Annotated in this window: 25 protein-coding genes; 19 read left to right on the forward strand and 6 right to left on the reverse strand. The window is 69.3% G+C overall.

Annotated elements, in window-relative coordinates:
- Nucleotides 1-98 precede the first annotated feature (98 nt).
- The 7 genes from ACWDUD_RS08315 to ACWDUD_RS08345 all read left to right on the forward strand — a co-directional run bounded on the left by ACWDUD_RS08315 (nucleotide 99) and on the right by ACWDUD_RS08345 (nucleotide 6283).
- Complete coding sequence (locus ACWDUD_RS08315; protein ID WP_068164327.1) at nucleotides 99-722, forward strand: superoxide dismutase; 624 nt, start codon at nucleotides 99-101, stop codon at nucleotides 720-722.
- Nucleotides 723-913: 191 nt separating this feature from the next.
- Nucleotides 914-1441, forward strand: a complete 528-nt coding sequence (locus ACWDUD_RS08320; protein WP_197252966.1) for a peptidase — start codon at nucleotides 914-916, stop codon at nucleotides 1439-1441.
- A 266-nt stretch (nucleotides 1442-1707) separates the two neighbouring features.
- Nucleotides 1708-2400, forward strand: coding sequence for a TMEM165/GDT1 family protein (locus ACWDUD_RS08325; RefSeq protein WP_450109016.1), 693 nt, complete (start codon nucleotides 1708-1710; stop codon nucleotides 2398-2400).
- A 101-nt stretch (nucleotides 2401-2501) separates the two neighbouring features.
- Nucleotides 2502-2969, forward strand: a complete 468-nt coding sequence (locus ACWDUD_RS08330; protein WP_450109017.1) for a MarR family winged helix-turn-helix transcriptional regulator — start codon at nucleotides 2502-2504, stop codon at nucleotides 2967-2969.
- Nucleotides 2966-4228 carry an MFS transporter gene (locus tag ACWDUD_RS08335; RefSeq protein ID WP_450109018.1) on the forward strand — a complete coding sequence of 421 codons (1263 nt, stop codon included), beginning with the start codon at nucleotides 2966-2968 and terminating at the stop codon, nucleotides 4226-4228. The genes ACWDUD_RS08330 and ACWDUD_RS08335 overlap by 4 nt, the downstream gene beginning before the upstream one ends.
- A gap of 107 nt (nucleotides 4229-4335) precedes the next feature.
- On the forward strand, nucleotides 4336-5103 hold the full coding sequence (locus ACWDUD_RS08340; RefSeq protein WP_450109019.1) for an SDR family NAD(P)-dependent oxidoreductase: 768 nt from the start codon (nucleotides 4336-4338) through the stop codon (nucleotides 5101-5103).
- Nucleotides 5104-5449: 346 nt separating this feature from the next.
- Nucleotides 5450-6283 (forward strand): alpha/beta hydrolase, encoded by an 834-nt coding sequence (locus ACWDUD_RS08345; protein ID WP_450109020.1) that lies wholly within the window; start codon nucleotides 5450-5452, stop codon nucleotides 6281-6283.
- A gap of 102 nt (nucleotides 6284-6385) precedes the next feature.
- Here ACWDUD_RS08345 and ACWDUD_RS08350 read toward each other — a convergent pair whose 3' ends face one another.
- Nucleotides 6386-6817: a hypothetical protein gene (locus ACWDUD_RS08350; RefSeq protein ID WP_450109021.1), complete on the reverse strand. Its 432-nt coding sequence runs from the start codon at nucleotides 6815-6817 to the stop codon at nucleotides 6386-6388.
- A gap of 554 nt (nucleotides 6818-7371) precedes the next feature.
- Entirely contained in the window at nucleotides 7372-8943 is a 1572-nt protein-coding gene (locus ACWDUD_RS08355; RefSeq protein ID WP_450109069.1) for a TM0106 family RecB-like putative nuclease, read from the reverse strand.
- Nucleotides 8944-9066: 123 nt separating this feature from the next.
- On the opposite strand from ACWDUD_RS08355, the gene ACWDUD_RS08360 reads away from it, so the two are divergent.
- The 5 genes from ACWDUD_RS08360 to ACWDUD_RS08380 are packed head-to-tail and all read left to right on the forward strand — an operon-like array spanning nucleotide 9067 to nucleotide 12386.
- Nucleotides 9067-9720 (forward strand): DUF6474 family protein, encoded by a 654-nt coding sequence (locus ACWDUD_RS08360; RefSeq protein WP_450109022.1) that lies wholly within the window; start codon nucleotides 9067-9069, stop codon nucleotides 9718-9720.
- Between the two features lie 7 nt (nucleotides 9721-9727).
- The gene (locus tag ACWDUD_RS08365) at nucleotides 9728-10216 is read left to right on the forward strand and encodes a hypothetical protein (protein ID WP_450109023.1); all 489 of its coding nucleotides are present in this window, start codon (nucleotides 9728-9730) and stop codon (nucleotides 10214-10216) included.
- Nucleotides 10217-10255: 39 nt separating this feature from the next.
- Nucleotides 10256-10915: a YcnI family copper-binding membrane protein gene (locus tag ACWDUD_RS08370; RefSeq protein ID WP_450109024.1), complete on the forward strand. Its 660-nt coding sequence runs from the start codon at nucleotides 10256-10258 to the stop codon at nucleotides 10913-10915.
- Complete coding sequence (locus ACWDUD_RS08375) at nucleotides 10912-11451, forward strand: copper resistance CopC family protein (protein WP_450109025.1); 540 nt, start codon at nucleotides 10912-10914, stop codon at nucleotides 11449-11451. The genes ACWDUD_RS08370 and ACWDUD_RS08375 overlap by 4 nt, the downstream gene beginning before the upstream one ends.
- A gap of 5 nt (nucleotides 11452-11456) precedes the next feature.
- A complete protein-coding gene (locus ACWDUD_RS08380) occupies nucleotides 11457-12386 on the forward strand; it encodes a copper resistance D family protein (RefSeq protein WP_450109026.1) in 930 nt (309 codons plus the stop codon).
- Nucleotides 12387-12395: 9 nt separating this feature from the next.
- Here the strand turns inward: ACWDUD_RS08380 and ACWDUD_RS08385 are convergent, their stop codons facing one another.
- Complete coding sequence (locus ACWDUD_RS08385; RefSeq protein WP_450109027.1) at nucleotides 12396-13040, reverse strand: UdgX family uracil-DNA binding protein; 645 nt, start codon at nucleotides 13038-13040, stop codon at nucleotides 12396-12398.
- A 129-nt stretch (nucleotides 13041-13169) separates the two neighbouring features.
- On the opposite strand from ACWDUD_RS08385, the gene ACWDUD_RS08390 reads away from it, so the two are divergent.
- The gene (locus ACWDUD_RS08390; protein WP_197250646.1) at nucleotides 13170-14231 is read left to right on the forward strand and encodes a lysylphosphatidylglycerol synthase transmembrane domain-containing protein; all 1062 of its coding nucleotides are present in this window, start codon (nucleotides 13170-13172) and stop codon (nucleotides 14229-14231) included.
- Between the two features lie 66 nt (nucleotides 14232-14297).
- A complete protein-coding gene (locus ACWDUD_RS08395) occupies nucleotides 14298-14942 on the forward strand; it encodes a TetR/AcrR family transcriptional regulator (protein ID WP_450109028.1) in 645 nt (214 codons plus the stop codon).
- Nucleotides 14943-14948: 6 nt separating this feature from the next.
- Here the strand turns inward: ACWDUD_RS08395 and ACWDUD_RS08400 are convergent, their stop codons facing one another.
- Nucleotides 14949-15701 (reverse strand): ABC transporter permease, encoded by a 753-nt coding sequence (locus ACWDUD_RS08400; RefSeq protein WP_450109029.1) that lies wholly within the window; start codon nucleotides 15699-15701, stop codon nucleotides 14949-14951.
- A gap of 100 nt (nucleotides 15702-15801) precedes the next feature.
- On the opposite strand from ACWDUD_RS08400, the gene ACWDUD_RS08405 reads away from it, so the two are divergent.
- Nucleotides 15802-17349, forward strand: coding sequence for an MDR family MFS transporter (locus tag ACWDUD_RS08405; RefSeq protein ID WP_450109030.1), 1548 nt, complete (start codon nucleotides 15802-15804; stop codon nucleotides 17347-17349).
- Between the two features lie 93 nt (nucleotides 17350-17442).
- Here the strand turns inward: ACWDUD_RS08405 and ACWDUD_RS08410 are convergent, their stop codons facing one another.
- Both ACWDUD_RS08410 and ACWDUD_RS08415 read right to left on the reverse strand, forming a co-directional pair.
- On the reverse strand, nucleotides 17443-18492 hold the full coding sequence (locus tag ACWDUD_RS08410; RefSeq protein ID WP_450109031.1) for a methyltransferase: 1050 nt from the start codon (nucleotides 18490-18492) through the stop codon (nucleotides 17443-17445).
- Nucleotides 18493-18728: 236 nt separating this feature from the next.
- Nucleotides 18729-20282: a succinic semialdehyde dehydrogenase gene (locus ACWDUD_RS08415; RefSeq protein WP_450109032.1), complete on the reverse strand. Its 1554-nt coding sequence runs from the start codon at nucleotides 20280-20282 to the stop codon at nucleotides 18729-18731.
- Between the two features lie 367 nt (nucleotides 20283-20649).
- On the opposite strand from ACWDUD_RS08415, the gene ACWDUD_RS08420 reads away from it, so the two are divergent.
- Genes ACWDUD_RS08420 through ACWDUD_RS08435 form a run of 4 tightly spaced genes read left to right on the forward strand, consistent with a single transcriptional unit; the run spans nucleotide 20650 to nucleotide 24648 of the window.
- On the forward strand, nucleotides 20650-21657 hold the full coding sequence (locus ACWDUD_RS08420; RefSeq protein WP_231611203.1) for an ABC transporter substrate-binding protein: 1008 nt from the start codon (nucleotides 20650-20652) through the stop codon (nucleotides 21655-21657).
- Nucleotides 21658-21678: 21 nt separating this feature from the next.
- Nucleotides 21679-23028, forward strand: a complete 1350-nt coding sequence (locus ACWDUD_RS08425) for an LLM class flavin-dependent oxidoreductase (protein ID WP_450109033.1) — start codon at nucleotides 21679-21681, stop codon at nucleotides 23026-23028.
- A gap of 31 nt (nucleotides 23029-23059) precedes the next feature.
- Nucleotides 23060-23950, forward strand: coding sequence for an ABC transporter permease (locus ACWDUD_RS08430; RefSeq protein WP_450109034.1), 891 nt, complete (start codon nucleotides 23060-23062; stop codon nucleotides 23948-23950).
- Nucleotides 23926-24648 (forward strand): ABC transporter ATP-binding protein, encoded by a 723-nt coding sequence (locus ACWDUD_RS08435; RefSeq protein WP_248675589.1) that lies wholly within the window; start codon nucleotides 23926-23928, stop codon nucleotides 24646-24648. Before ACWDUD_RS08430 ends, ACWDUD_RS08435 begins: the two co-directional genes overlap by 25 nt.
- The last annotated feature ends 79 nt before the right edge of the window (nucleotides 24649-24727 follow it).

The following is a 24727-nucleotide window of genomic DNA, read 5'->3' on the forward strand; positions in this document are numbered from 1 at the left end:
CCAGTGTTGCGCAGGGTGTACTTATGAGTTTGGGTGGAAACCCAGAAGTATCGAAAACATGAACGGGCCCAACAGGCCCGCAGATGAAGGGACCCTTCGTGGCTGAGTACACGCTTCCGGAACTGCCCTACGACTACGCGGCCCTCGAACCGCACATCTCCGCCAAGATCATGGAGCTGCACCACAGCAAGCACCACGCGACCTACGTCGCCGGCGCCAACACGGCCCTGGAGAAGCTGGCCGAGGCCCGCGACAACGGCACGATGGCCGCGCAGGCCACCAAGCTCGAGAAGGACCTCGCGTTCCACCTCGGTGGCCACACCAACCACTCGGTGTTCTGGCAGAACCTCTCGCCTGAGGGTGGCGACAAGCCGGAGGGTGAGCTCGCCGCCGCCATCGACGACGCTTTCGGTTCGTTCGACAAGTTCCGCGATCACTTCTCGGCCAACGCGAACTCCATCCAGGGCTCCGGCTGGTCCATCCTGGCCTGGGATTCCATCGGTCAGCGCCTGCAGATCGTGCAGCTCTACGATCAGCAGGGCAACATCTCCATCGGCCTGGTTCCGCTGCTCATGCTCGACATGTGGGAGCACGCCTTCTACCTGCAGTACCAGAACGTCAAGGCCGACTACGTCAAGGCCTTCTGGAACATCGTCAACTGGGCGGACGTGCAGGCCCGCTTCGAGCGCGCCCGCACCCAGACCGCCGGTCTGATCGTCTAGTCACCCCGCACACGCTGCGCAAAGAGGGACGCCGGAGATCCGGCGTCCCTCTTTCGTGTCCGCGGGCCGCGGCCCTGGCACTCCGTCCCCCTTGTGTGCCAGCCGGGATCCGGTCATTCTTCTCATATACCCAACGAGGTGTAGCGGTGGCGCTGCGCGCCGACACAACTTCGACATGGGGAGGTTGCGGGATGAACGGACACGAAAGAATCGAACTCGCCGCCTTCCAGGCCGCCGGATCCCTGCGCGGTTTCGTCGTCTCGGGACGCTGGCCCGAGACCACCCGCGAGTGGACCCAGCTGCTGGCGATGACGGTACGGGTGGCCTCGCTCCCGGGCCTGCTGCCCACATCCACCGTCTTCGGGGTACGCGAGGAACTTCCGGACGATCCGGCGCCGGGCACGGTCGGGCTGGTGGTCGCCGAGGGGCCGGTGCTCGGCGAGGAGGCCGTCGAACCGGGACGGTTCGCGGAGCATCAACCGCCGGCACTGATCATGCTGCACCCGCCGTCGGAGACGACACCGTCGCTGCCCGAGAACGTGGGCGTCGCGTCGGGGTGCGTCCTGCTGCCGGGTCTGCCGCACTTGGGGCTCGAGCACCGGGCCGCGTGGGTGGAGGCCGAGGCCGACGGCACGGTGACGTCGCTGGTCAGCAGGGTCGGCGTGGATCCCAACAGCGACCCCGACACCGCGATTCTGGCCATGCTGCTCGCGGCGTGACCGTCGCCCACATCCTCGAGTTCGGGTCGCCAAACTTAGTGTGCCCTTTGCGATTTCGTTGCCGACACGCTATCGTTGCCGAAGCGAAGGGGAGTAGCCCCCAATCGCTCGGTCGACACACTGGCACGGCCCTTCGGGGTTCCGGCCCGGCCGGGTGAACCGGATCCCTCGATTCCGGTGGGCGAGACCTTCGGTCGTCGACGCACCCCGCGTCGGCGTCCGGAGGAAGCCCGTTTCCTCCATTCGGACAGGAGGAAACGAACCCGATGATCACCGCAATCGCCCTGAGTTTCGCAGTCATCTTCGTCGCCGAACTCGGCGACAAGTCCCAACTCATGGCGATGACCTTCGCGCTGCGCTATCGCTGGTGGGTCGTCCTGTCCGGCATCCTCGCCGCCACCACCGCCGTGCACCTCGTCTCGGTCGCCGTCGGCCACTATCTCGGGGTCGCGATCCCGTCCACCGCCCTCGCGATCGTCGGCGGTGTCGCCTTCGTGTTCTTCGGCCTGTGGACCCTGCGCGGCGATTCCCTCGACGAGGAGGAGCAGAGCAAGGCCGCGCGCGTGACCCGGTCCGCGTTCCTGGCCGTCACCTCCGCCTTCTTCCTGGCCGAACTCGGCGACAAGACCATGCTGGCCACCATCACGCTGGCCGCCGACAACAACTGGGCCGGAGTGTGGATCGGATCGACCATCGGCATGGTCGCGGCCGACGCACTCGCCGTGGTCGTCGGCGCGCTGCTCGGCAAGCACCTGCCGGAGAACGCAATCAAGTTCGGTGCCGCGGCGTTGTTCTTCGCCTTCGGCGCCTGGATGCTCGGTGAGGGCCTGGCCCCCGAGACCCCGGCCGGATTCGTCGCCGGTGGCGCGACGCTCGCACTCGCCGTCGTTGCCGCCGGCGTCCGCGCCGTCGCGGTCCGCCGTCGCGCGGTGGAGGCGCCGCGCGTGCCCGTCGAGTAGTAGCACCCCTCCCTTCCCCTGGACCGTCCGCTGGAAACGGGCGGTTCCGGCTTGCCCGCAGGAGTATGCTTGCCGATAGGCAATTAATACGGGAGGCGACGGTGAGTTCCGCAAGCACACGTTTCGAGGACGACGAGATCGCACGGCTGCGCCTCACGTTCGGCAAGATCGCCCGCCGCGTCGACCGCCGGTCGTCCGGCGAGGACGGCCTGACCCGCAGCCAGTTCTCGCTGCTGTCCACGGTCGCGCGACACGGTGAGATCGGGGTTCGCGAACTCGCCGAGATCGAGGGCATCAACCCGACCATGCTGTCGCGGATGCTCGGCAAGCTCGAGGACGCGGGCCTGCTCACCCGTTCCCCCGACCCCGGCGACAAACGCGTGATCAGGGCCGGCATCACCGAGGCCGGGCGGGAGCGCTTCCTGCACCTGCGCGAGGTGCGGACCGCTCTGTTCGCCGAGAACCTGGCCGGGTTGTCGGACGAGCACACCGACGCGATCCGCCGCGCGCTTCCTGCCCTCGAAGCCCTCGCCGAGAGCATGGCCGTCTCCGCGGGGTGCCGCCCGTGACAGCCCTCTCCGACCTGCGCGGACAGACGTTCGCAGCAATGCGCGGCGCGAATTTCCGCCGCTACATCTCCGGCCAGGCCGTCTCCCTCGTGGGCACCTGGATGCAGACCGTCGCCCAGTCCTGGCTGGTGCTGGAGCTGACCGGTTCCGGCACCGCGATCGGCGTCGTCCTGGCGCTGCAGACCGTGCCGATGCTGCTGCTCGGCCCGTACGGCGGCGTCGTCGCAGACCGGGTGGACAAGCGCAAGCTGATGATCGGGCTCCAGACGATGATGGGGCTGCAGGCGCTGGTCCTGGGCCTGCTCACCGTCACCGGCACCGTCCGGCTGTGGCACGTGTGGGTGCTCGCCACGCTGCTCGGCCTCAACCAGTGTTTCGAGAACCCGGCCCGCCAGTCGTTCATGCTCGAGATGGTCGGGCCCGACGACCTGCGCAACGCCGTGAGCCTGCAGTCCGTGCTGGCGTCGTGCTCGCGCATGATCGGACCGGCCGTGGCCGGCCTGGTCATCGCCGCCGGCGGCCTCGGTGTCTGCTTCCTGCTCAACGCGGCCAGTTTCGTCGCGGTGGTGGCGTCGCTGCTGCGGCTCGACGTCTCGCAGCTCAACCCGTCCCCGCAGGCCGGTCGCGCCCGCGGTCAGCTACGGGAGGGCCTGGCGTACGTGCGGCGCAGCCCGGATCTCGCGGTGCCGCTGCTCATGATGGCGCTCGTCGGCTGCCTGGCGTTCGAGTTCCAGGTCGTGCTGCCCGTCGTCGCGGAACACGTGCTCACCGCCGGGGCCGGTGGCTACGGCTTCCTCACCGCCGCGATGGGCGCCGGTTCCGTCGTCGGCGGGCTCGTGATCGCCACGTGGGGACGCACCGGCGTCAAACCCCTGGTGGTGACCGCACTCGCGTTCGGTGTCGCCATGGCCGCCGCCGCGGCCGCACCGAACCTGGGGCTCATGATCGCCGCAATGGTCCTGGTCGGTGCACTGAGCGCATCGTTCACCGCGACCACGAACAGTTCGTTGCAGCTCGCGTCGGCCCCGACGATGCGTGGCCGGGTCATGGCGCTGTGGTCCGTGGCGTTCCTCGGTTCCACCGCGATCGGCGGGCCGCTCGCCGGATGGGTGTGCGAAGAGTTCGGCGGCCGCGCCGGACTGCTGCTCGGCGCCGTCGCGTGTCTCGTCGCGGCCGGGCTCGGTGCGGCGCTGCTGGTGCGTGGCCGCAGTCGCGCGCTCGGTCGGGTCGACACCACCGTCGCCGAGGGCGTCGCGTAACTGCAGGAACTCTCGGGTCTGTGGTCGCCTCGAGTCGGTGATCACCGCGCTAGGGTTCGACCACAGACGAGGCGCGCCGACGGGGCCGCCGGAACAGGAGTACTGCAGTGGAAATTCAGGGAACCGCAGCACTGGTCACCGGTGCGGCGTCCGGGCTCGGCGCAGCCACCGCGAAGCGACTCACCGACGCCGGCGCGACCGTCTTCGGTCTCGATCTCGCCCAGTCCATCGAGCGGGTCGGCAGCAAGGCTCCCGAGGGCGTCACGATGCTCGCCACGGACGTCACCAGCGCCGATGAGGTTCAGGCCGCGGTCGACAAGGTCGTCGAGTCGGGTGTGCCGCTGCGCATCGTCGTCAACTGTGCGGGTGTCGGCTGGGCGGGCCGCATCCTGTCGAAGAACGGCCCGCACGATCTCGAGCTGTTCCGCACGGTCATCACCGTGAACCTGCTGGGCACGTTCAACGTGATGCGCCTGACCGCGGATGCCATCGCCAAGACCGATCCGGTCGACGACGCCGGGCAGCGCGGCGTCATCGTCAACACAGCGTCCGTCGCCGCCTTCGAGGGCCAGATCGGGCAGATCGCGTACTCCGCATCCAAGGGTGGCGTGCACGGCATGACCGTCCCCGCCGCCCGCGACCTCGCGCAGTACGGCATCCGCGTCGACACGATCGCCCCCGGCATCGTCGACACCCCGATGCTGGCCGGTGTCACCGAGGAGTACCGCAAGGGCCTCGAGGCCGGTGTGCCGTTCCCGTCGCGCCTGGCCCAGCCCGCCGAGTACGCCCAGCTGGTGCAGATGATCGTCGAGCACGACTACCTCAACGGCGAGACCATCCGCATGGACGGTGCGCTGCGCATGGCCCCGCGCTAGGCGGCTCCGCCGCCCGTGTGCCTTTGTGGCGCCCCCAACCGCCACAAAGGCACACCGGAGCTAGCTGGGCAGGAGGTACGAGCCCGGGTACAGCGAGTAGGTATCCCACCGGGAGGACAACGCGTCCACGACGCGTGACCCGGCACGCGAAACACCCGCTGCCCCAACCACGGTCACCGTCGCGGCTGCGAAAAATACAGTGGCAGTGACAATTATGCGGAGCATCTGACATCCTTCCCGATGCGGTTCGGCCTCCAATCTATGCACCGAGCAAGATCATTCGCCAGGCGAAACGGCGCACGACGGCGAGGTTGATTCGTTCGGAGGAAGGGGCACACTCGTAGTCGTGACACTCGGAACAGCAGCGCGGGTGCTCGTGATCGTCGTCGCGGTGATCGCAGTGGCGGGCGTCGCACTGTTGGTCGGTCAGCGGCGGTTGATCTATCTGCCGGACACGTCCACGCCTCCCCCGGCAGCCGAGGTGCTGCCGGGCGCCCGGGACGTCCGCCTCACCACGGACGACGGTCTCGAACTGGGCGCCTGGCTCGTCCCGGCAGCCGAGCCCACCGGCCCGGGCGCCGGTTTCACCGTGCTGCTCGCTCCCGGGAACGGCGGCAATCGACTCGACCGGGCGCCACTCGCCGCAGCCCTGTCCCTGGCGGGATTCGCGACGCTGCTGGTCGACTACCGCGGCTACGGCGGCAATCCGGGCCGGCCCACCGAGGACGGCCTCGCACTCGACGCGCGGGCGGCACGGAACCATCTCGTCGAGATCGAGAACGTTCCGCCCGACCGGCTCCTGTATCTCGGGGAAAGCCTCGGCACCGGGGTTGCGACCGGACTCGCCGCGGCGTATCCACCGGCGGGTCTGCTGCTGCGCTCGCCGTTCGTCGACCTGCCGTCGGTCGCGCGGCACCACTACCCCCTTCTTCCGACAATGCTGCTGTGGGACCGGTTCCCGGTCGCCGCGACCGTCGCCCGGCTCGGCGTGCCCGTCACCGTCGTGTACGGCACCGCGGACACGATCGTCCCGCCCGCGCAGAGCGAGCGCGTCGCCGACGCGGTGCCGCACCTCGTCGAACAGGTCGTCCTGCCGGGGGTCGGGCACAACGACCCGCCCATGTTCGGACGGCCGGTGGTCGACGCCATGATCCGCCTCGCAGCCGCCGCTCGGTCGTGAGGGTCAGAGATCGTCGCTGTGCGGGATCTCTTGCACTGCACGGTCGGTCATCCACTCACGCAGGATCACATCACCGATGACGGACGCCGTTACCCGGACCATCTATTCGCCGACACCGCCGTTGGGAAGCCCCGGGTGTGCGGTGATGTTGGTCGAGCCGGTGAACGGCATCGATGACGCCGTCGCCAGCACACCGAGCAGGCTCGGCGAACCGGGATCGGTGACGCCGTAACCAGCGGTGAGCCGGTATGCGGCCTGCGCCGTCGGCGCGACCGATGCGCCGGGGGCATCGGCAGATCCCGTTCCGAGCCGAACAACGAACTCGCACAGGAGCGATAGCGCGAATGCGGCCGTGCTACTCGATCCCGTTCCACCGGCACCCGGCGCGCACCCCGGCGACGCATACACAGGATGACGCAGCGATTCGACGGCAGATGAGACCGGCGTGGGCGCGGGAGCCGCGGCCGCAGCGGCGGTCGGCACGAAACCGACAGCGGCGGTGAGGGCGACGACAAGTAGAGATTTACGCAGCATGACGAGTCTTTCGTAGAGGAACGACGGGCCCGGCGCGTCTGCCGAAGACTACTACGGCATCAGGTACGAACCCGGGTACAGCGGGAAGGAAACCGCCCGAAGGCCCGGAACACCGCGACAGGAGGATTGGTCCGGCGCGCGCCGCAACGCCCTATCTGCCGACCCAAGCCGAACCCGTGGACAGCAGGCACAGAATTGCTACCGGGTCGCGATAGCACGGGCCGGAAATCGTGGTTGCCTGATAGGGCAACGGACCAGCCGCCGGCGCGACCGGGGAAGGCGTCACCGGCGCCGCGACCGCGACATGAACAGGCGCAAAGACGGCGATGCCGACAAGGGCGGCAGAGATCAACGATGTGCGCAGCATATTCTTCCTCCGTTGTTGCAGGCCGAATCCACAGTCGGATAAGAAAATTCAGCGCCGGAACCACTTCGGTCGATCACCCGGCACCGACCTCGAATCACATGAACAGCAATCTATCCCGATGTGACGACAATCCACCACACGCACTGCGGAATTGATTCGTTCGGCGGACACATGCCTCGCGGCGGCTTCAGAGGTCGTCGATGTGCGGGATCTCTTGCACTGCACGGTCGGTCATCCACTCACGCAGGATCTTCGTCGCGATGACGTCGTCCTCGTTGTACTCGAGCAGCCGCTGCCGCTGGGACGGGTCGGGCGGACCCTCGTAGCCGACGGCCTCGCGATACCAGCTCATCGACGCCTCGCCACCGGCTTCCTCGTCGCGCCACCGATGTCCGGCCAGCGGCGCAATCTTCTTGAGTCCCTTACCGTTCGGGCACACGAACTGATCGGTCACGGCCTGGAACACGTCGACCCACTGCGGCGAGTCGATGAACGCGCGGACCTCCGCCTCACTCGGCACACCGGGCCGCCCGTAGAACCGGCGCGCCGACGCCAGCAGCCACTTGTCCTCGGCCGTTCTCGAATAGCAGTATGCGGCAAACGTTTTCCCACGACGCTCGGCGACCTTGCGTTGATCGGAGAGCCACGTCCAGAACTCTCCGAAGGAGCGGGCCTCATCGTCGGTGGGCACCGGATCCCAGGTCGCGAACGGCAGGTACGCCGACTCACCGTCGACGTTCAGCAGCGTCCCCCACAGGTAGGCACCGAACTCGTGGTAGCTCTCCATGTCGACGTCGACCTCGATGTCGGCGCGGTGCACGTGCACGTGCCCGTATCGCCGCACCAGGGGCGCACCCACCAGCCACGCCTTTGCAGTCACGATGGTGTCCGCGAACGACCCCTGCGGCCACACCTCGGGTTCCTCGCCGTCCCAGTGGGCCAACTCGTCGACGGTGTGCACACCGAGTTCCCGCAGCACCGTCGCGCGCTGGCCGGGCGCGACCAGCGACACGTCGTGCGCCTGCACCAGCTGTTCCCGGCACCGCGACCACCACGGGCAGGTCCGGCACTCCCCGATCTGCGCCGGCTCGGTCGCGACCTCCCCACGCGCGATCGCGATGCGGTCCGCGAACCGCTCGTCGTAGTCGGCGAGCACCTCGGACAGGTCGTGCACGAGGATGCAGTCCCCGCCGTAGCCGATCGCCCCCGCCACCCGCGCCGGGCTGGCGAGCCCGTGCCGTTCGAGCATCCGGTACAGCTGCGCGAGCCGCATCTGGTCGCGCAGCTGGCTGCGCACCTTGCGGGTCTCGTCGACCGCGGGTTCCCACGCGAACAGTCCGGTCGTGGTCGCGCCCCGACCCGGATCGGTGACCTTGTGGTTGACGACGATCACCGGGATGTAGCCGCCGCGCACGGTGTCGCGCAGCAGGATCTCGGATCGGCCCCGCCGCCCTGTTTCGGGCTCGGCGGGCAGCACCGCACCCCAGATCCGGTCGACGCCGGCTCGGCACGCCCGGATCGTGTCCTCGGCCCGACGGGACGCGGGCCCGTCGGCAGCGATCTGCACCCAGCCGGGCTGGGCGTCGAACAGCTGCCTGCGGATCGATTCGCGATGCGCCGCGGCAGCCTCGTGCCGCTGTTTCGCTCCGGGGTTCTCCGGTGCCGCCGCCAAGTCCTCGGGAAACGCCGCGTCCAGATACACCCGGTGACGGCACCTCGTCAGCGCGCTCGCCTCGATGAGAACGGGCGATCGCCGCATTTCGATGGGTGCATCCACAACCGTCCAGGGTATTCGTCCTAAGGTGAACCGATACCACCGGCACAGACAGCCTGATTCTTCAGGCGCCGCTGCGCCGTCACACCGAATGGAGGGTGCTGTTCGATGGCGTTGTTCAAACGGCGGAAGCGTCGCGCCACCCGCAAGGCCGAAGCGAAGGCCCTGAAGCACAAGGCCGCGCTCGAAGCGAAGCTCGGAGCAAAGAACCAGTCTCGACGGGACCGCCGCGCCGCGAAGGCACAGGCCAAAGTCGACAGGGAGCTCGTCAAGTCGCAGACCCGGATCGAGAAGCAGCAGATCGCCACGCTCAAGGCGCAGGAGAAGGCCGCCGCCTCCCAGGGCTTCACCGCCGCGAAGGTGCGGCGCTACCTCGGGGTCGCACGCCTGCTGGCGCCGGTGCTGGTACCGCTGGTCTACCAGGCCGTCACCGCACTGCGCGGGCAGCTCGACGCCCGGCGGGCGCAGCGCATGGGCATCGCGATCGACCAGCTCGGCGAGTTCACCGGGCACGGCGCGCGACTGAGCGCCCGCGTCGCCGGCGCCGAACATTCCGTCGCCAAGATCGTCGAGCAGCATCCGCAGGACGCCGAAACCGCCAAGTTCGCCGAGGCCACCCGGGCCCGGCTCACCGATCTCACGACCGCGATCAGTGCGGCCGAGCAGATGCCCGCCCCGCGTCGCCGCTCGGCGCACGCGGCGATCTCCGCCGAGCTCGACGGCATCGAAGCCGACCTGCTGGCGCGGCTCGGGGTGCGCTGACGATCCCATGGCTGCCGGTCCGATTCTGCGCGGTGCGACCGCGGGTGCCCTGACGGCGGCACTCGCGATCGTCGCGCACGCCGCGGCCGGTGGCGGGCTTCCCACGGGACCGAGTGCGGCGCTGCTCATCGCGGTCGCCGCCGCCGTCGGTGTCGCGGGCGCACATCTACCGGCGGTGCCGACGGCCGTGTTCCTCGCGGCCGGCCAGGCCGGCACGCACATCGTCCTCGCGACCGTGCCGGCCGAGCACGCCCACCCGTCGTGGCTGATGCTGGCAGCGCACGCGGTCGCGGTCGCCGGGTGCGCCCGGCTGCTCACCGTCGCCGAACGGCTGCACGCGGCGATCACCCGCGTGGTGCACGCCGTGCTGTCGGCGGGCCCGGTGCCGGTGGAGGCTCCGGCGCGCGTCGTGCCGGGCGGTGCGGTGCGCTGCGTCGTCGAGGCGCGACCACCACCGAGCATCCGTCGGAGGGGACCACCCGTCGCGGTCGCCTGAACCGCACGTCCTCTCCGATCAGAAAGCCAAGTACAGAAGATGAAGACCCTTCCGACCCGCGCCGTCACGGCCGCGGGCATTACCGCTGCGATGCTGTTCGCCGGGGCCGGCGTCGCCTCCGCGCACGTCAGCGTCGTCGCACCCGGCGCCACCCAGGGCGGCTATACGGTGCTCACGTTCCGGGTGCCCACCGAGTCCGAGACGGCCGGAACCACCGCGCTGACGGTGACGCTGCCCGGCCTGAAGTCCGCGCGGACCGAGCCGATGCCGGGCTGGACCGCGACCGTCACGAAGGACCCGGCGTCCGGTCTGGCGACCTCCGTGACCTGGACCGCCGATCCCGGCGTCGCCGTCGGACCCGGCCAGTTCCAGCAGTTCCTGCTGTCCGCAGGGCCGCTGCCCGAACAGGACGCGGTGTCGTTCCCGGCGGTGCAGACCTACAGCGACGGTCAGGTCGTCGCGTGGGATCAGGAGACCACCGGCGACGCGGAGCCGGAGAAGCCTGCGCCGAGCCTGACCCTCACCGCGAGCAGCGGCGACGGCCACGCCGTCGTAGCCACCGCGGCGTCCGAAACCACCGCGACCTCCGAGGTTGCAACCGACGACACCGCCCGCTGGCTCGGCGGGATCGGCCTGGTGCTCGGCGCGCTCGGCGCCGCACTCGGCCTCGGTGCGGTACTGAAGGGACGGCGCTCATGAATCGCCTGTTCACGATCCTGGCCGCCCTGGTCGCGGCCCTGGTGATGACCGCCGGACCGGCGTCGGCGCATGCCGTCGTCCTGTCCAGCAACCCGGAGGACGGCGCGCAGATCGCGCAGGCACCCGTACGGGTGACGGTGACGTTCAACGAGGCGATGCAGCAGCAGTTCGCGGCGCTCACCGTCGTCGGCCCCGACGGGAACCTGTGGTCGAAGGGCGATCCGGTCGTCGACGGCGCGACCGTCGGCGTCGAGGTCGGCGAGCTGGGTCCGGCCGGCGTGTACACCATCGCGTTCCGGGTGACCTCCGCCGACGGGCATCCGGTCAGCGGTACCCGCACGTTCACGCTCACGCAGGACGGGGCGGGCGCGCCCGGCGCTCCCGCCGCGGGCACGGCCACCGCAGCCCCGGAGACCCCGGCCGCGACCTCGGCCGACGGTGACGGCGGCGGGGTCGCGGTGTGGTGGTTCGTCGTGGCCGCGGTCGTGGTGATCGCGGGCGGGCTGTGGTTCGCGCTGCGCAAGCCGAAGGCCTGACCTCCGTGGTACCGCCGCGCCGGCGATGGCTGCTCGGTGCCGTCGTCGGCGCGACCGCGGGTGTGGCCGCCGGCTGGTTGCTGGCCGCGCCCCAGGGTTCGAGCTGGGTGCGTGCCCTGTCGTTGTGCGCCGGGGTGACCGTGCTGGGCCTGGCCGCACTCGGGGTCGCCGTCCGCGGCGACCGTCGTCCCCCGGTCGCGCCCGCCGATCTGTGGCGGGCGATCGCCGCATTCGGCGGCGTGTGGCTGATGTGCGAGGGCGCGCTGCTGGTGTTCGAGGCGGCGGCGGTGGCCGGTGTGCCGGTCCCCCGCCTCGACACCGCACGGTTCGCGCAGTTCGCGGGGACCGTGGGCTCCGGGCGGATCGGGGTCGCGGCGTTCGGGTGTGTCGCGGCGTGCACCGTCGTCGCGGTCGTCGCGTACCGGCGAGATGCGTCGTGGCCGACGGCTCCGGTGCTCGCGGTGGCGGCGCCGGCGCTGATCGCGCGACCGGTGTCCGGGCACATGTCGCAGCAGCCTCTGGGTTCGCTGCTCGATGCGTTGCACGTCCTCGCGGCCGGTCTGTGGGTCGGTGTGCTGGTCGCGCTCGCGCTGACGGTGCGCTCTCGGGGCGCGTGGGCCAGGCTGCTGCCGCGCTATTCGACGCTCGCGACGTGGTGCGTCGCGGTGCTGGCCGCGACCGGGGTGATCGACGCGGCGGTGCGGCTGGGCTCGCTGTCCGCGCTGGTCGACACCGGTTACGGCCGCATCGTGCTGGCCAAGACCGTGGTCCTCGCCGGCCTGGTGGCTCTGGGGGCGCGGTGGCGTCGCACGTGGGTGCCCGCCGCGACCGCGCACCGCGCGACCGCGGAAGTGTCGCTGCGCAACGCGGTGCTCGAGGTGTGCGCGACCTCGGTCGCGTTCGGGTTGGCCGCCGCCCTCGCGACCTCCCCCTGAGCACCGACTTCAGCCGACGAGACTCGCCGCGCGCCGCAGATCGCGGACCAGGGATTCGAGCGCGTCGTCGCGGCCGGTGCGCATCCGCAGGATCGCCGACGGATGCACGGTCGCGATGATCTGCGGGTCGGACGGCAGCTTCAGTTCGGGGTCGGCGTGCAGGACCTGGCCGCGATGTTCGGTGATCCGGAAGGACGGGCCGAGCAGTGCCTGCGCGGCCGTCGCCCCGAGGCACACCAGCACGTCGGGGCGGACCGCTTCGAGTTCGGCGAACAGCCACGGCCGGCACGCGATCACCTCGCCGCGCGACGGCTTCTTGTGGATGCGCCGCTTGCCGCCGGCCTCGCGGGCGAACTTGAAGTGTTTGACGGCGTTGGTGACGTAGACGTCGCCGCGGTCGATCCCGGCCTTCTCGAGGGCACGGTCGAGCAGGTGCCCGGCGGGCCCGACGAAGGGCTCGCCGGCGCGGTCCTCCTGGTCGCCGGGTTGTTCGCCGACGAGCAGCAGCCGCGCGGTCGCGGGTCCGTCCCCGAAGACGGTGGGACCCGCGTATCGGTACAGATCACAGCCGCGGCATCCGGCGGCCGCGGACGCGAGGGCGTCGAGGTCGGTGCTCGCCGGCAGGTACTGCTCGGCCCCGGGATGTTTGGCCATACCTGCTGGATACCCGGTGTTCGGTACCGGAACCGTGCGACCCCCCGGCGGTCGTATGAAATGTCACAGAAATAAAAGATTGCACCGCTGCAGAGTTACGATCGGCCGACCGATCCAGGAGACGACCCGATGCCGAGAACCGCGACGACGGCAGCGCAGACTCGCCGCCGCTCGAGGCTGCGCACCGTGGCCCGGCACCCCGCGACACGTGTATTCGTCGGGCTCGCGGTCGTCGCCGCGGCCGCCTGGATCCTCCGCGCCCAGCTTCCCGCCCTGTCCACGATCCGCGACGCCGTGCTCGACGCTCAGGTGCAGTGGGTGATCGGGGCGCTTGCCGTCCAGATGGTCGCGATGCACATGCTGGCCCGCCTGCAGAACGTCGTGGTCTCGGCGTTCGGGGGTGAGATGTCTCGGCGCCGCTCGGAGTTGGTGACCTACGCGTCCACCGCCGTGACGCAGGGACTGCCCGCCGGTGGCGCGTTCGCGGCGGGCTACAACTACCGCTGGCTCACGTTCGCGGGCCTGACGCCCGGTCACGCGGTGGTCGCGCTGACCTTGTCCGCCGGGGTGTCGATGCTGGCCCTGGGCGTGGTCTATTCGGCGACCGTCAGTCCGCGGCTGGCCGAGTGGATGGTCGACGACGTGCTCCACGTCGTCCTCGCGGCATGCGTCGCCGCCGGGATCGCCGTGGTCGTGGCCGCCGCCGAGGTGGCCCGGCGACGCGCGCCCGCCCCGACCGTCGAAATCCCCCCGGATGCCGGTTGGAAGGCGAAGCTCGCGAACACGCTCGCCGAGGTCGCCCGGCTCCCGCGGAGGGTGTGGCACCGGGTGTTCGCACTGACCACCGCGAAATGGATGTTCGACCTGTTGTGCCTGATCGCGGCATGTCTCGCCGTCGGTATCGAGGCGGGGGTCGCCTCCCTCGCCACGCTGCACGTGGCGACGCAGGTGGCCCGGCAGATCCCGTTGACTCCGGGCGGCATCGGCATCGTCGAGGCCGGCCTGGTCGCCGGTCTCGTCGCGCTGGGGTTCGACGCCGGACCGGCCGCCGCCGCCGTCGCGATCTACCGCCTGTGCACCTACTGGTTCCCGCTGGTCGCCGGAGCCGGGAGCATTCCGCTGCTGCGGCACGTCGCGCGCCGCGAGTCCGTTCGACTGCCCGAGGACCGGCGCGCACCCGCAGCGGCATAACCGCTGCACCGTGGCCACAACGCCGCGGCACTGCACTACGGTGATACCGATGGCTGGAGGACTCTCGTGACCGATACCGGGCCGAAGCTCTCGCTGCGTTCGCGCAAGCGGGCTCGGACGTGGACCGCGATCCATTCGGCGGCGGCCGCCGCGGCGCTCGCCCACGACCGGCTCTCCGACGTGACGATCGAGTCGATCGTTGCGGAGGCCGATGTCTCCGCACGGACGTTCTTCAACTATTTCGCGTCGAAGGAGGACGCCGTCCTCGGGTTGCGCGCCCCGGCGATCGACGAGCGCACCGCGGCCGAGTTCACCCTCGGCGCCGACGAGGACGCCGTCGAGAAGGTCACCCGCCTGCTGTTCGACGTGCTGCAGAGTTCCGGCCCCGGTCCCGAGCAGCGCGAACGGAACGCCGAGCTCACCTGCCGTCATCCGGAGCTGGCGCGCCGCCGCATGGCGCACGTCGACACCGCGCAGTCGCTGGTGTCGGATCTGGTTGCGGAGAAACTGGCCGAGTCGGATCGCGCCGTCACCGGCGGTGTCGGCACCCGCGAGGCCGCGCAGATGCTGGTCCTGTCGGCGGGCTCGATCATCCGGTTCGCTATGCGCTCGTCGATCGCGGAACCGGAGGCCGACGTCGAGACACTCGTCGACCGGGCGCTCGAGGTGTTCCGGGAAGTGACCGGGTTCCGGGCGACGGCGTCCCGTTGAGCGCGGTCAGGCCGGGACGGTCGGCCGCGAGCGGACCGGACCGAGACCGCGCGCGACGACGACCGCGGTGATCGCTGCGGCGGCCATGATCGACGCGAGCACCATGATCTGGAACCGTCCGGCCTCGAGCGGCGACAGGCCCCCGAAGATCGCGCCGACGAACGCGCCGGGCAGCGTCACCAGGCCGGTGGTCTTGGTCTGATCGGTCGCCGGGATCAGCGCGGCGTGCACCGCGACCCGGGTGAGTTCGGCCGTCGACTGCCGCGGGGTGGCGCCGAGCGCGAGCCATCCCTCGACCTCCTCCCAGCGGCTGTCGACGATCTCGAGGAAGCGCCGCCCGGCCAGGGCCGCGACGGTCATGGCGTTGCCGATGACGATGCCGCCGATGGCGAGTGCGTAGCGGGGCGACAGTTCGATGGCGCCGGTCGCGAACACGATCGCCAGGGCCACCCCCGCACCGGCCAGGATCGCGACCGCGACGATCCCGAGTGTGGCGGTGCCGCGGCCGATTCGGCGCGTCGCGGTCCACGTTGCCACCGCGAACATCACCCCGAGGACGACCGCCACCCAGAGACCGTCGGTGATGACACCGCTGAGCACGAGACTGATGAGAGCGAGCTGGACGGCCCCGCGCGCGATCGCGAGTGCGGGCGCGAAGCGGTGCGGAACCCCGTACGCCCACAGCACCGCGGTGGCCACGACGACGAGGACGAGCACACCGACCAGTGACTGGGTGAGGACGTGCAGGTCGGCGGTCACCTGTGAAGGCTAGCGATCGTGAACGCGTCGTCGGTGGACATCTGCTCAGGGTGCACGGAACGATTCAACTGCGTCTATTTTTGCAGTAATGTAAATTTCCATGGCCGAAACTTCGGGTGACACCCCCGCTTCCCAGTCACCCCGCGGGCTGGTGTTCCTGTTCGCCGGGCTCATGCTCACCATGCTGCTGGCCTCGCTGAACCAGACCGTGCTCAACCCCGCGCTGCCGACGATCGTCGGCGAACTGCACGGCGCCGACCTCATGCTGTGGGTCATCACCGTCTACATCCTCGCGTCGACGATCATGATGCCCGCGTACGGCAAACTCGGCGATCTCTTCGGCCGAAAGCCGTTGCTGCTCGGCGCAATCGGTGTCTTCCTCGTCGGCTCGGTCGTGAGCGCGACCGCCGGCGACATCACCTGGCTCATCGTCGGCCGCACGATCCAGGGTGTCGGCGGCGGCGGTCTGATGATCCTGTCGCAGGCCGCGATCGCCGACGTCATCCCGGCCCGCGAACGCGGCCGGTACATGGGCATCATGAGCGGCGTGTTCGCGCTGTCGTCGGTGGCCGGCCCGCTGCTCGGCGGCTGGTTCACCGAGGGCCCGGGCTGGCGGTGGGTCTTCTGGATCACGGTGCCGCTCGGCCTGCTCGCCGCGACCGCGGCGATCGTGTTCCTGCGACTGCCTGCGAGAACCGGCCCCCGCCCGTCGATCGACGTCGCCGGCATGGCGGTCCTGTCCGTCACCACCACCGGCATCGTGCTGATCGGCACGTGGGGCGGCACGACGTACGCGTGGACGTCCCCGACGATCCTCGTCCTGATCGCCGGCACCGTCGCCGCCGCGGCGCTGTTCGTGTTCGTCGAGTCCCGCGCCACCGAACCCGTGCTGCCGCTGCACCTGTTCCGCGACCGCAACTTCGACCTCATCACCGTGTCCGGTCTGCTCGTGAGTGTCGCGCTTTTCGGTGTCGCCGGATATATGCCGACCTACCTGCAGATGGTCGCCGGGGTCAGCGCCACCGAAGCCGGCCTGCTCATGCTCCCGATGATGGGGTCGCTGTTCCTCACCTCCACCATCGCCGGCCGCGTGGTGAGCAACACCGGCCGCTACAAGATCATCCCGATGATCGGTTCGGTGCTGATCGCGGCCGGACTGACATTGCTGTCGCTGCTCACCGTCGACACCGCGCTGTGGGTGCTGTGCTGTTTCCTCGCCGTCGTCGGGGTGGGCTTGGGCATGACCGGGCAGCTCATGGTCCTCGTCGTCCAGAACTCGTTCCCCATCGAAGAGGTCGGCACCGCGACCGCGGGCAACAACTACTTCCGGCAGATCGGCGCAACGCTGGGCTCCGCCGTCGTCGGCAGCGTCTTCGCGAGCCGGGTGGCCACGCTCATCGCCGAACGCGCCCCGGCCGGCGTCGTCGCCGATTCCCTGACGCCCCAGGCCGTCCGGCAACTTCCCGACGCCGCGCGGCTGACGGTCGTCGAGGCGTACAACGAGGCACTCACCCCGATCTTCCTGTGGATCAGCCCGCTCGCTCTGCTCTCGATGGTGCTGCTGTGCTTCGTCGTGGAGAAGCCGCTGGCCACCACGATCGAGCGCCGGAAGGAGCTTCCGGTGGAGGCCGCGACCACCGGTTCCTGAGCGGTCGCGACACTCGCCGCCGAGACGGGCGTTCACGCACGCGGTCATTGCTTGTCCCATTGCCCGAATACTTTGCCGGGCAAGGATTCTCGATCAGCGAGGTTTGACGGCCGCCTGGATACCGGTACCGGGAACGGTGCGATAGCGGATGGGCTTGCGGGGTTGCAGGTTCGCCTCTTGCTGCCAGCGGGTCATGTCCTCGATCGACCACGTTCCGGACTGACTGGTGAGCGCGAAATAGAACTCGAGCAGGGCGCCGATCTGACCCGCCTGCTTCGGGGTGGACGGCCGGAAGATGTCTTGCACGGCAAGCACGCCGCCCGGACGCAGAGCGCGGGAAACACGGCCGGCGAGTTCACGGTTCTGCTCGTCCGAGAAGTGGTGCACGAGCCCGGAGACGAGAACGAGGTCGTAGGCGTCTTCGCCCAGATCGGCCGTGAGGGCGTCCCCGGCCCGGTGCACCACCCGATCTCCCATCCCTTCGGCGGCCAGGATGGGCGCGGCCTGCGCCACCGCCTCGGGCAGATCGAGGATCACGGACCGCAAACGCTTGTGCTTACGGCACAGGGCCACCGAGTAGTAGCCGTGGGATCCACCGATGTCGAGCATGGCACGGGCACCCCTGGGCAGTTCGAGACGTCGCACCAGCTCACGGGCGGGGGTGGAAGCCATCGCGCGCATCCCACGCTGGTAGAGGTCCCAGTCGGCGTCGGCGGTCATCGCGGTGTGGACGTCCAGGGGATCGCCGGTCCGGACATAGTCTTCCGTGCGCGCCAGCCAGTCCCACTCGAGGAACTGGAACAACATCTTGTCCGCCAGCGAGTGGGAACTGGCCGTGACCAGCCACTTCCGCGAGACCGGTGTCAACGCGTACTCGCCGTCGGAGGCGTCGAGATACCCGGCGCCGGCGAGAGCGAACAGCAACTTCTCGGTGCCGATCCGGCTGGTGTCGCATTCGTCGGCGACCCGTGCCGCCGGCAGCGGGCCGGCGGCCAGCGCATCGAACACGCCCAGTTTTGTGGCCGCCATGACCACACGAGACAGGGTGAACGCCATCTGCGTTTCGAGCAGCGGCACCGGAACCACGTTCAGCCGCTTCAAGATCGATTCGATGGGGTTCTGCGCCACCGCTCTCAGCTTCATGGCTGCTCCGTCCGGCGAAAACCGATCGAAGCGAAGTCTAGTGAATCACCGGGAATCGCGGGTTGCGTTCGTTGTGGCCGTGCACTGAAATCGAAATGCGCGTGGACCGAGGACGGGTCTCGACACGGAAGACCGTGCCGTCCCCGCCGGACCTGTCGATTCGGTTCCACCCGACAGGGACCGGCGGGGCCTGTACTGAAAGCGACTACGGCCCAAGAGCCGCACGCCGTCGGCGGCTACCTACCCGGCAGCCACTGCAGCGACCGGATGAACGGCGGAATGATCTTGTTCCACAGCTTCGGCGGCAGTCCGCGCGGCCCGCCGAGGTTGAGGATCCGCGTGGTCGCGACCGTCTGCGATTCGGTGTACTTGAGCAACCCGTCCGCTCCGTGCCTACGGCCGACACCCGAGATGCCCATGCCGCCCATCGGCGCGTCGGTGCTCGCCCACGCCGGCGCGTAGCCCTCGTCGACGTTGACCGTGCCGGCGCGGACACGAGCCGCGATCGCCTCGCCCTGCGCCTTGGTCGCCGCCCACACCGAGGCGTTGAGGCCGTACTCGGTGTCGTTGGCGCGACGGATCGCCTCCTCGACGTTCTCCACCGGGTACACCGACACGAGCGGACCGAACGTCTCCTCCCGGTAGCACTCGGCGTCCTCGGGGACGTCGGTGAGCACGGTCGGTTCGTAGAACAGCGGTCCCAGATCGGGACGCGCCTTGCCACCGGCGACGACGGTCGCACCCTTGACCACCGCGTCGTCGACGTGCGACGACACGGTCTTGACCTGCGTTTCGTTGATCAGGCAGCCCATCTCGATCCCGAACTCGTAACCGGGGCCGAGCGTCATCTTGCGGACGCGGTCGCCGAGCATGCGCGTGAACTCGGGGGCGATGGACTTCTCGACGTAGATGCGCTCGATGGAGATGCACAGCTGGCCGGAGTTCGAGAAGCACGCGCGCACGGCGGCGTCGGTGACCTCGCGGAGGTTCGCGCCGGCGGTGACGATCATGGGGTTCTTGCCGCCGAGTTCGGCGGAAAAGCCGATGAGGCGGCGCCCTGCCTGCTCGGCGAGGATCCGGCCGGTCTGCGACGATCCGGTGAACATCAGATAGTCGGTGTTCTCGACGAGGGCGGTCCCGACGACGGAGCCGGGCCCGGGCACGACCGCGAACAGATCGCGCGGCAGTCCGGCCTCGTAGAGTAGTTCGACGCACGCGAGCGCGCAGTACGGGGTCTGGCTGTCCGGCTTGAGGACGACGGCGTTGCCGGCGAGCAGCGCCGGGATCGCGTCGGACACCGCGAGGGTCATCGGGTAGTTCCACGGCGCGATGACACCGACGACACCCTTCGGATGATGCCGCACGACGGTCTTGGTCAGTCCGGGCAGCATGCCGGTGGCGCGGTGCGGGCGCAGCAGCTTCTCGGCGGTGCGCGCGTAGTAGCGGGCGGTGATCGCGATGTCGACGACCTCCTCCTGCGCGGACGCGCGGGACTTGCCGGTCTCGGCCTGCGCCATGTCCATCAGTTGCTCGCGCCGGCGCAGCACGAGGTCGCGGTAGCGGTGGAAGATGCGTGCGCGGTCGGCGACCGGCCTGGCCGCCCACGCCGCCTGCGCGATGCGGGCACGCTCGATCGCGGTCTTCGCGTCGTCTGCGGTGCCGACCGGGATCGAAGCGATCTCCCGGCCGCTGAATGCCTCCACGACCGGACGCGTGGTCCGCTGCGCGACGTCGTCGATGGCAATGAGGTCCGCGAGCCGCGTGAAGGTCGCAGCGCTGGGAGCAGGCATATCGCACCCCTACCGGTGAGTAGTTTTCCGAGTAACACCAAACTTAGCGCGCGGGGGTGGCCGCTGTCACAATTCCGTCACCCGCAGCTCGACGCGAGCCGGGATCCGCCGAGCGATACGACAGCGGCGCGCAGCCGGCCGCGCGCGGCTGTCCGACGGGGAAGCGAGGCCGTTCACACCCCCGACGTGCGGGAAGCACGCCTTTTGATCACGCTGACGATAATTCTGTTCCGGTAACGATCTCTTCCCCAGGATGGTCATCGGGCCCGGTCCTCCCGGTCGCCCGTCCCTGTTCATCGCTGGAAAGAGAAGGCTTCGTATGTCTCGCCTACGTCGTGCTGGATTCACAGCCGCTGTCGCCCTCGTCATGACGGCGGTTGCCGCCTGTGGATCCGGTTCCTCCGGCGATTCACCGGCCGCCGAGGGACCGCTGCCCACCGAGATCCCCGCGGGCACCAAGCTCGTCATCGCGGACCAGGGTGAACGGCAGCTGTCCCTCCTCACCGGCTCCGGACAGCTCGACACGCTGCCGTTCGAGTACGAGTTCGCGACCTTCCAGGGTGCGCCCTCGATCCTCGAGGCGTTCCGCGCCGACGCGGTCGACGTCGCGTGGGCCGGCGAGATCATGACCGTCCAGTCCCTGGTCGCCGGTGACGACGTGCAGGTCGTCACGGCCATGCAGACTAACAACGGCCTCAACATGGGCATCGCCCCGAATGCTTCGGACATCAAGTCCCTCGCGGATCTGAAGGGCAAGCGGATCGGCTACGCCGAGGGCACCTCGCAGCAGGCCTTCGTGCTCCGTGGCCTCGACAAGGCCGGCCTCTCGGTCGACGACGTCGAGCTCGTTCCGATGTCGCTGCCGGACTTCCCGGATGCACTGCGCTCCAACCAGATCGACGCCGCTCCGATGAGCGAGCCGGTCTTCTCCCGCTACATGCAGACCCCGGGTGCGACGTCGCTGCCGCGTCCCGAGATCGAGGACCTCAGCGAGGGCATCTCCTACCTCTACTCGAGCAAGAAGGCTCTGTCCGACCCGGCGACCGCCGCGGCGATCCGCGCCTACGTCACCGCGTACATCAAGTCCGTCGCATGGGCCAACGACAACCGCGACGCGTACATCGACACCTACTTCGTGAAGAGCCAGGGCCTGACGGTCGAGGACGGACAGCGCATCCTCGACACCGCCGGGATCACCACCTTCCCGCATCTCGACGAGGATCTCATCGCGATCCAGCAGCACACCATCGACGTGATCGATGCCGCCGGCGAACTGCCCAAGCCGGTCGAGGCCGCCGACGCCTTCGACCTGCGCTTCGACGAGGTCGTCACCGCCGCAGTCGCCGAGTCCGGCGCCGCCCACACCCGCAGCTGATCTTTCCGAGGGGAATTCGACATGACGAACCGCCAGCTCAACCTCAACGCCTTCATCTACCCGACCGGCCACCACGAGGCCTCGTGGCGCCACTCCGGCAGCGTGCCCGAGCGCATCTACGACGTGACCTACTTCCAGGAGCTCGCCCGCCTCGCCGAGAGCGCGAAGCTCGACGCCGTGTTCTTCGCCGACGGCCCCGCCCTGCGCACCGAGGTGAAGTACCGCCCCGACTACGGTCTCGAGCCGATCACCACGCTCGTGGCGATGGCGACGGTCACCTCGCACCTCGGTCTGATCGCGACCGCGTCGACCACCTACTACGAGCCCTACAACCTCGCCCGCCTGTTCTCCTCGCTCGACCACATCTCCAACGGTCGCGCCGCGTGGAACATCGTGACCACCGCGACCGACGCGGCGGCAGCGAACTTCGGCCTCACCGATCACCCCGATGTCCACCAGCGTTACGCCCGCGCACGGGAATTCGTCGACGCCGCGATCAAGCTGTGGGATTCGTGGGAGGACGACGCCCTCGTCATCGACAAGGAAGCCGGCGTCTACGCCGACACCGACAAGATCCACCGCATAGATGTCGAAGGCGAGTACGTCAAGGTGCGCGGCCCGTTCGGCTCCGCGCGTTCCCCGCAGGGTCGTCCGGTGCTCGTGCAGGCCGGATCCTCCAACGACGGACGCGATTTCGCGTCCACCTATGCCGAGGCGATCTTCACCGCCCATCAGCGCATCGAGGACGCGCAGGCCTTCTACAGCGACATCAAGACTCGCGCAGCCGGTTTCGGCCGCAACCCCGATCACGTGAAGATCCTTCCGGGTCTGAGCCCGTTCATCGGCGCCACCGAGGCCGAGGCCAAGGATCTGCACCGCGAGTTCAACGAGCTCACCATCGTCGAATACGGTGTCGGCCAGCTGCAGAAGATGGGTCGCATCGACATCTCGGGTCTCGGGCTCGACGAGAAGGTGCCGGTCGAATTGTTCGCCGGCTCCGGCGATATCACCGACAACAACAACAGCCGCCGGCTGGTCTTCGCGAAGATCGTCGAGCGGGAGCAGCCCACGCTGCGCCAGCTGCTGCACAAGCTCGCCGGGGCGCGCGGCCACAATGTCGTTGCGGGAACGCCGGTTCAGATCGCGGACACCATCGAGCAGTGGTTCCGGGGCGGTGCCGCGGACGGCTTCAACATCATGCCGCCGCAGTACCCGCAGGGCCTCGAGGCGTTCATCTCGACGGTCGTGCCGATCCTGCAGGAGCGGGGCCTGTTCCGCACCGAGTACTCGGGCACCACCCTGCGCGACCACTACGGTCTGCCCCGTCCGGCGAGCCAGTACGCGCGCGAACTCGCGTCGGCCGGCGTCTGACCGGACCCGACGAGTCGAAAGGACAAGGTCGATGAGCACCTCCGTCGTCGAACCCCGGCGTTTCGGTAGTGGTCTGGCCGGCGATGCCGACACCGACCAGAAGCCCGAACGCACCGGCGGGCCCGATCTGCAGCCGCGCAACACCCGCAGTCGTCTCGCTCCGGGCAAGCCCATCAAGTTCGGTCTCGCGATCGGACCGGTTCTGCTGCTGGTGATCTGGATCATCGCGTCGGCGACGGGGGTGCTCGACCCGAAGACCCTGTCCGAACCGTGGACGGTCGTCACCACCGCGGGTGATCTGATCGCCGACGGACGCCTGCAGTCCAACCTGTGGACGTCCGTCCAGCGCGCCCTGATCGGCGGCGTCATCGGCGTCGCTCTCGGTCTGGCCCTGGCACTGATCGCGGGTCTGTCCCGCATCGGCGAGGCGCTGATCGACGGCCCGGTGCAGATCAAGCGGTCGATCCCGACCCTCGCCCTGATGCCGCTCGCGATCCTGTGGTTCGGCATCGGCGAGGAGATGAAGATCCTCCTCATCGCGCTGTCGGTGTTCGTCCCGGTCTACATCAACACCTACTCGGCGCTGCGTGGAATCGACTCCCGCTTCGTCGAACTGGCCGAAACACTGGATCTGTCGCGGGCCCAGTTCATCCGGCGGATCGCCCTGCCGGGGGCACTGCCCGGCTTCTTCACCGGCCTGCGCCTGGCGGTGACCATCGCGTGGCTGGCACTGGTGGTCGTCGAGCAGGTCAACGCCTCGAGCGGCATCGGGTACCTGATGTACCAGGCCCGCAACTACGGCATGACCGACGTCATCATCGTCGGCCTCGTCGTCTACGCGATCCTCGGATTCGGCAGCGACCTGCTGGTCCGTTCGGCAGAAAGGAAGGCGCTGGCATGGCGCAAGACGATCGGAAGCTGACCGTCCGCACCTCGGGCCTGGCCCGCGGCTTCGACGGACGCGCGGTCCTGCAGGGCATCGACCTCGAGATCCGCGCCGGCGAATTCGTCGCCCTGCTCGGGCGCTCCGGATCCGGCAAGAGCACGCTGCTGCGGGCGCTGGCCGAACTCGACCACGGCGTCCCCGGTTCCGGCACGATCGAGGTGCCGAAGAAGCGTGCGGTCGTGTTCCAGGATTCGCGGCTGCTGCCGTGGGCGCGGGTGCTCGACAACGTGATCCTCGGCCTCGACGGGTCCGACGCCGCCGAGCGCGGCCGCAAGGCCCTCGCCGAGGTGGGTCTCGCGGGCCGGGAGAAGGCGTGGCCGAACGAGCTGTCCGGCGGTGAGCAGCAACGAGTTTCGCTTGCCCGGTCGCTCGTGCGGGAACCCGAGCTGCTGCTGGCCGACGAGCCGTTCGGTGCGCTCGACGCGCTCACGAAGATCAAGATGCACGGGCTGCTCCAGGAGCTGTGCGCCAAGCATCAGCCGGCGGTGCTGCTGGTGACCCACGACGTCGACGAGGCCATCGCCCTCGCCGACCGGATCATCGTGCTCGACCACGGCCGACTCGCGGTGGAACTGACCGTCGATCTCCCGCATCCGCGCGCCTCGCGGGTCGTGGAGACCGCCGAGTACCGTCGCATCCTGCTCGAGGCGCTGGGGGTCGAGGTCGCGGCCTGAGGCCTTCCCCGGCCACCCGGCCCCAGCCGAATCGTGCCGAGAACCACGCTTCCGAATGTCGGTGGTTCTCGGCACAATT

The sequence above is a fragment of the Rhodococcus sp. NPDC003382 genome (assembly GCF_053589135.1).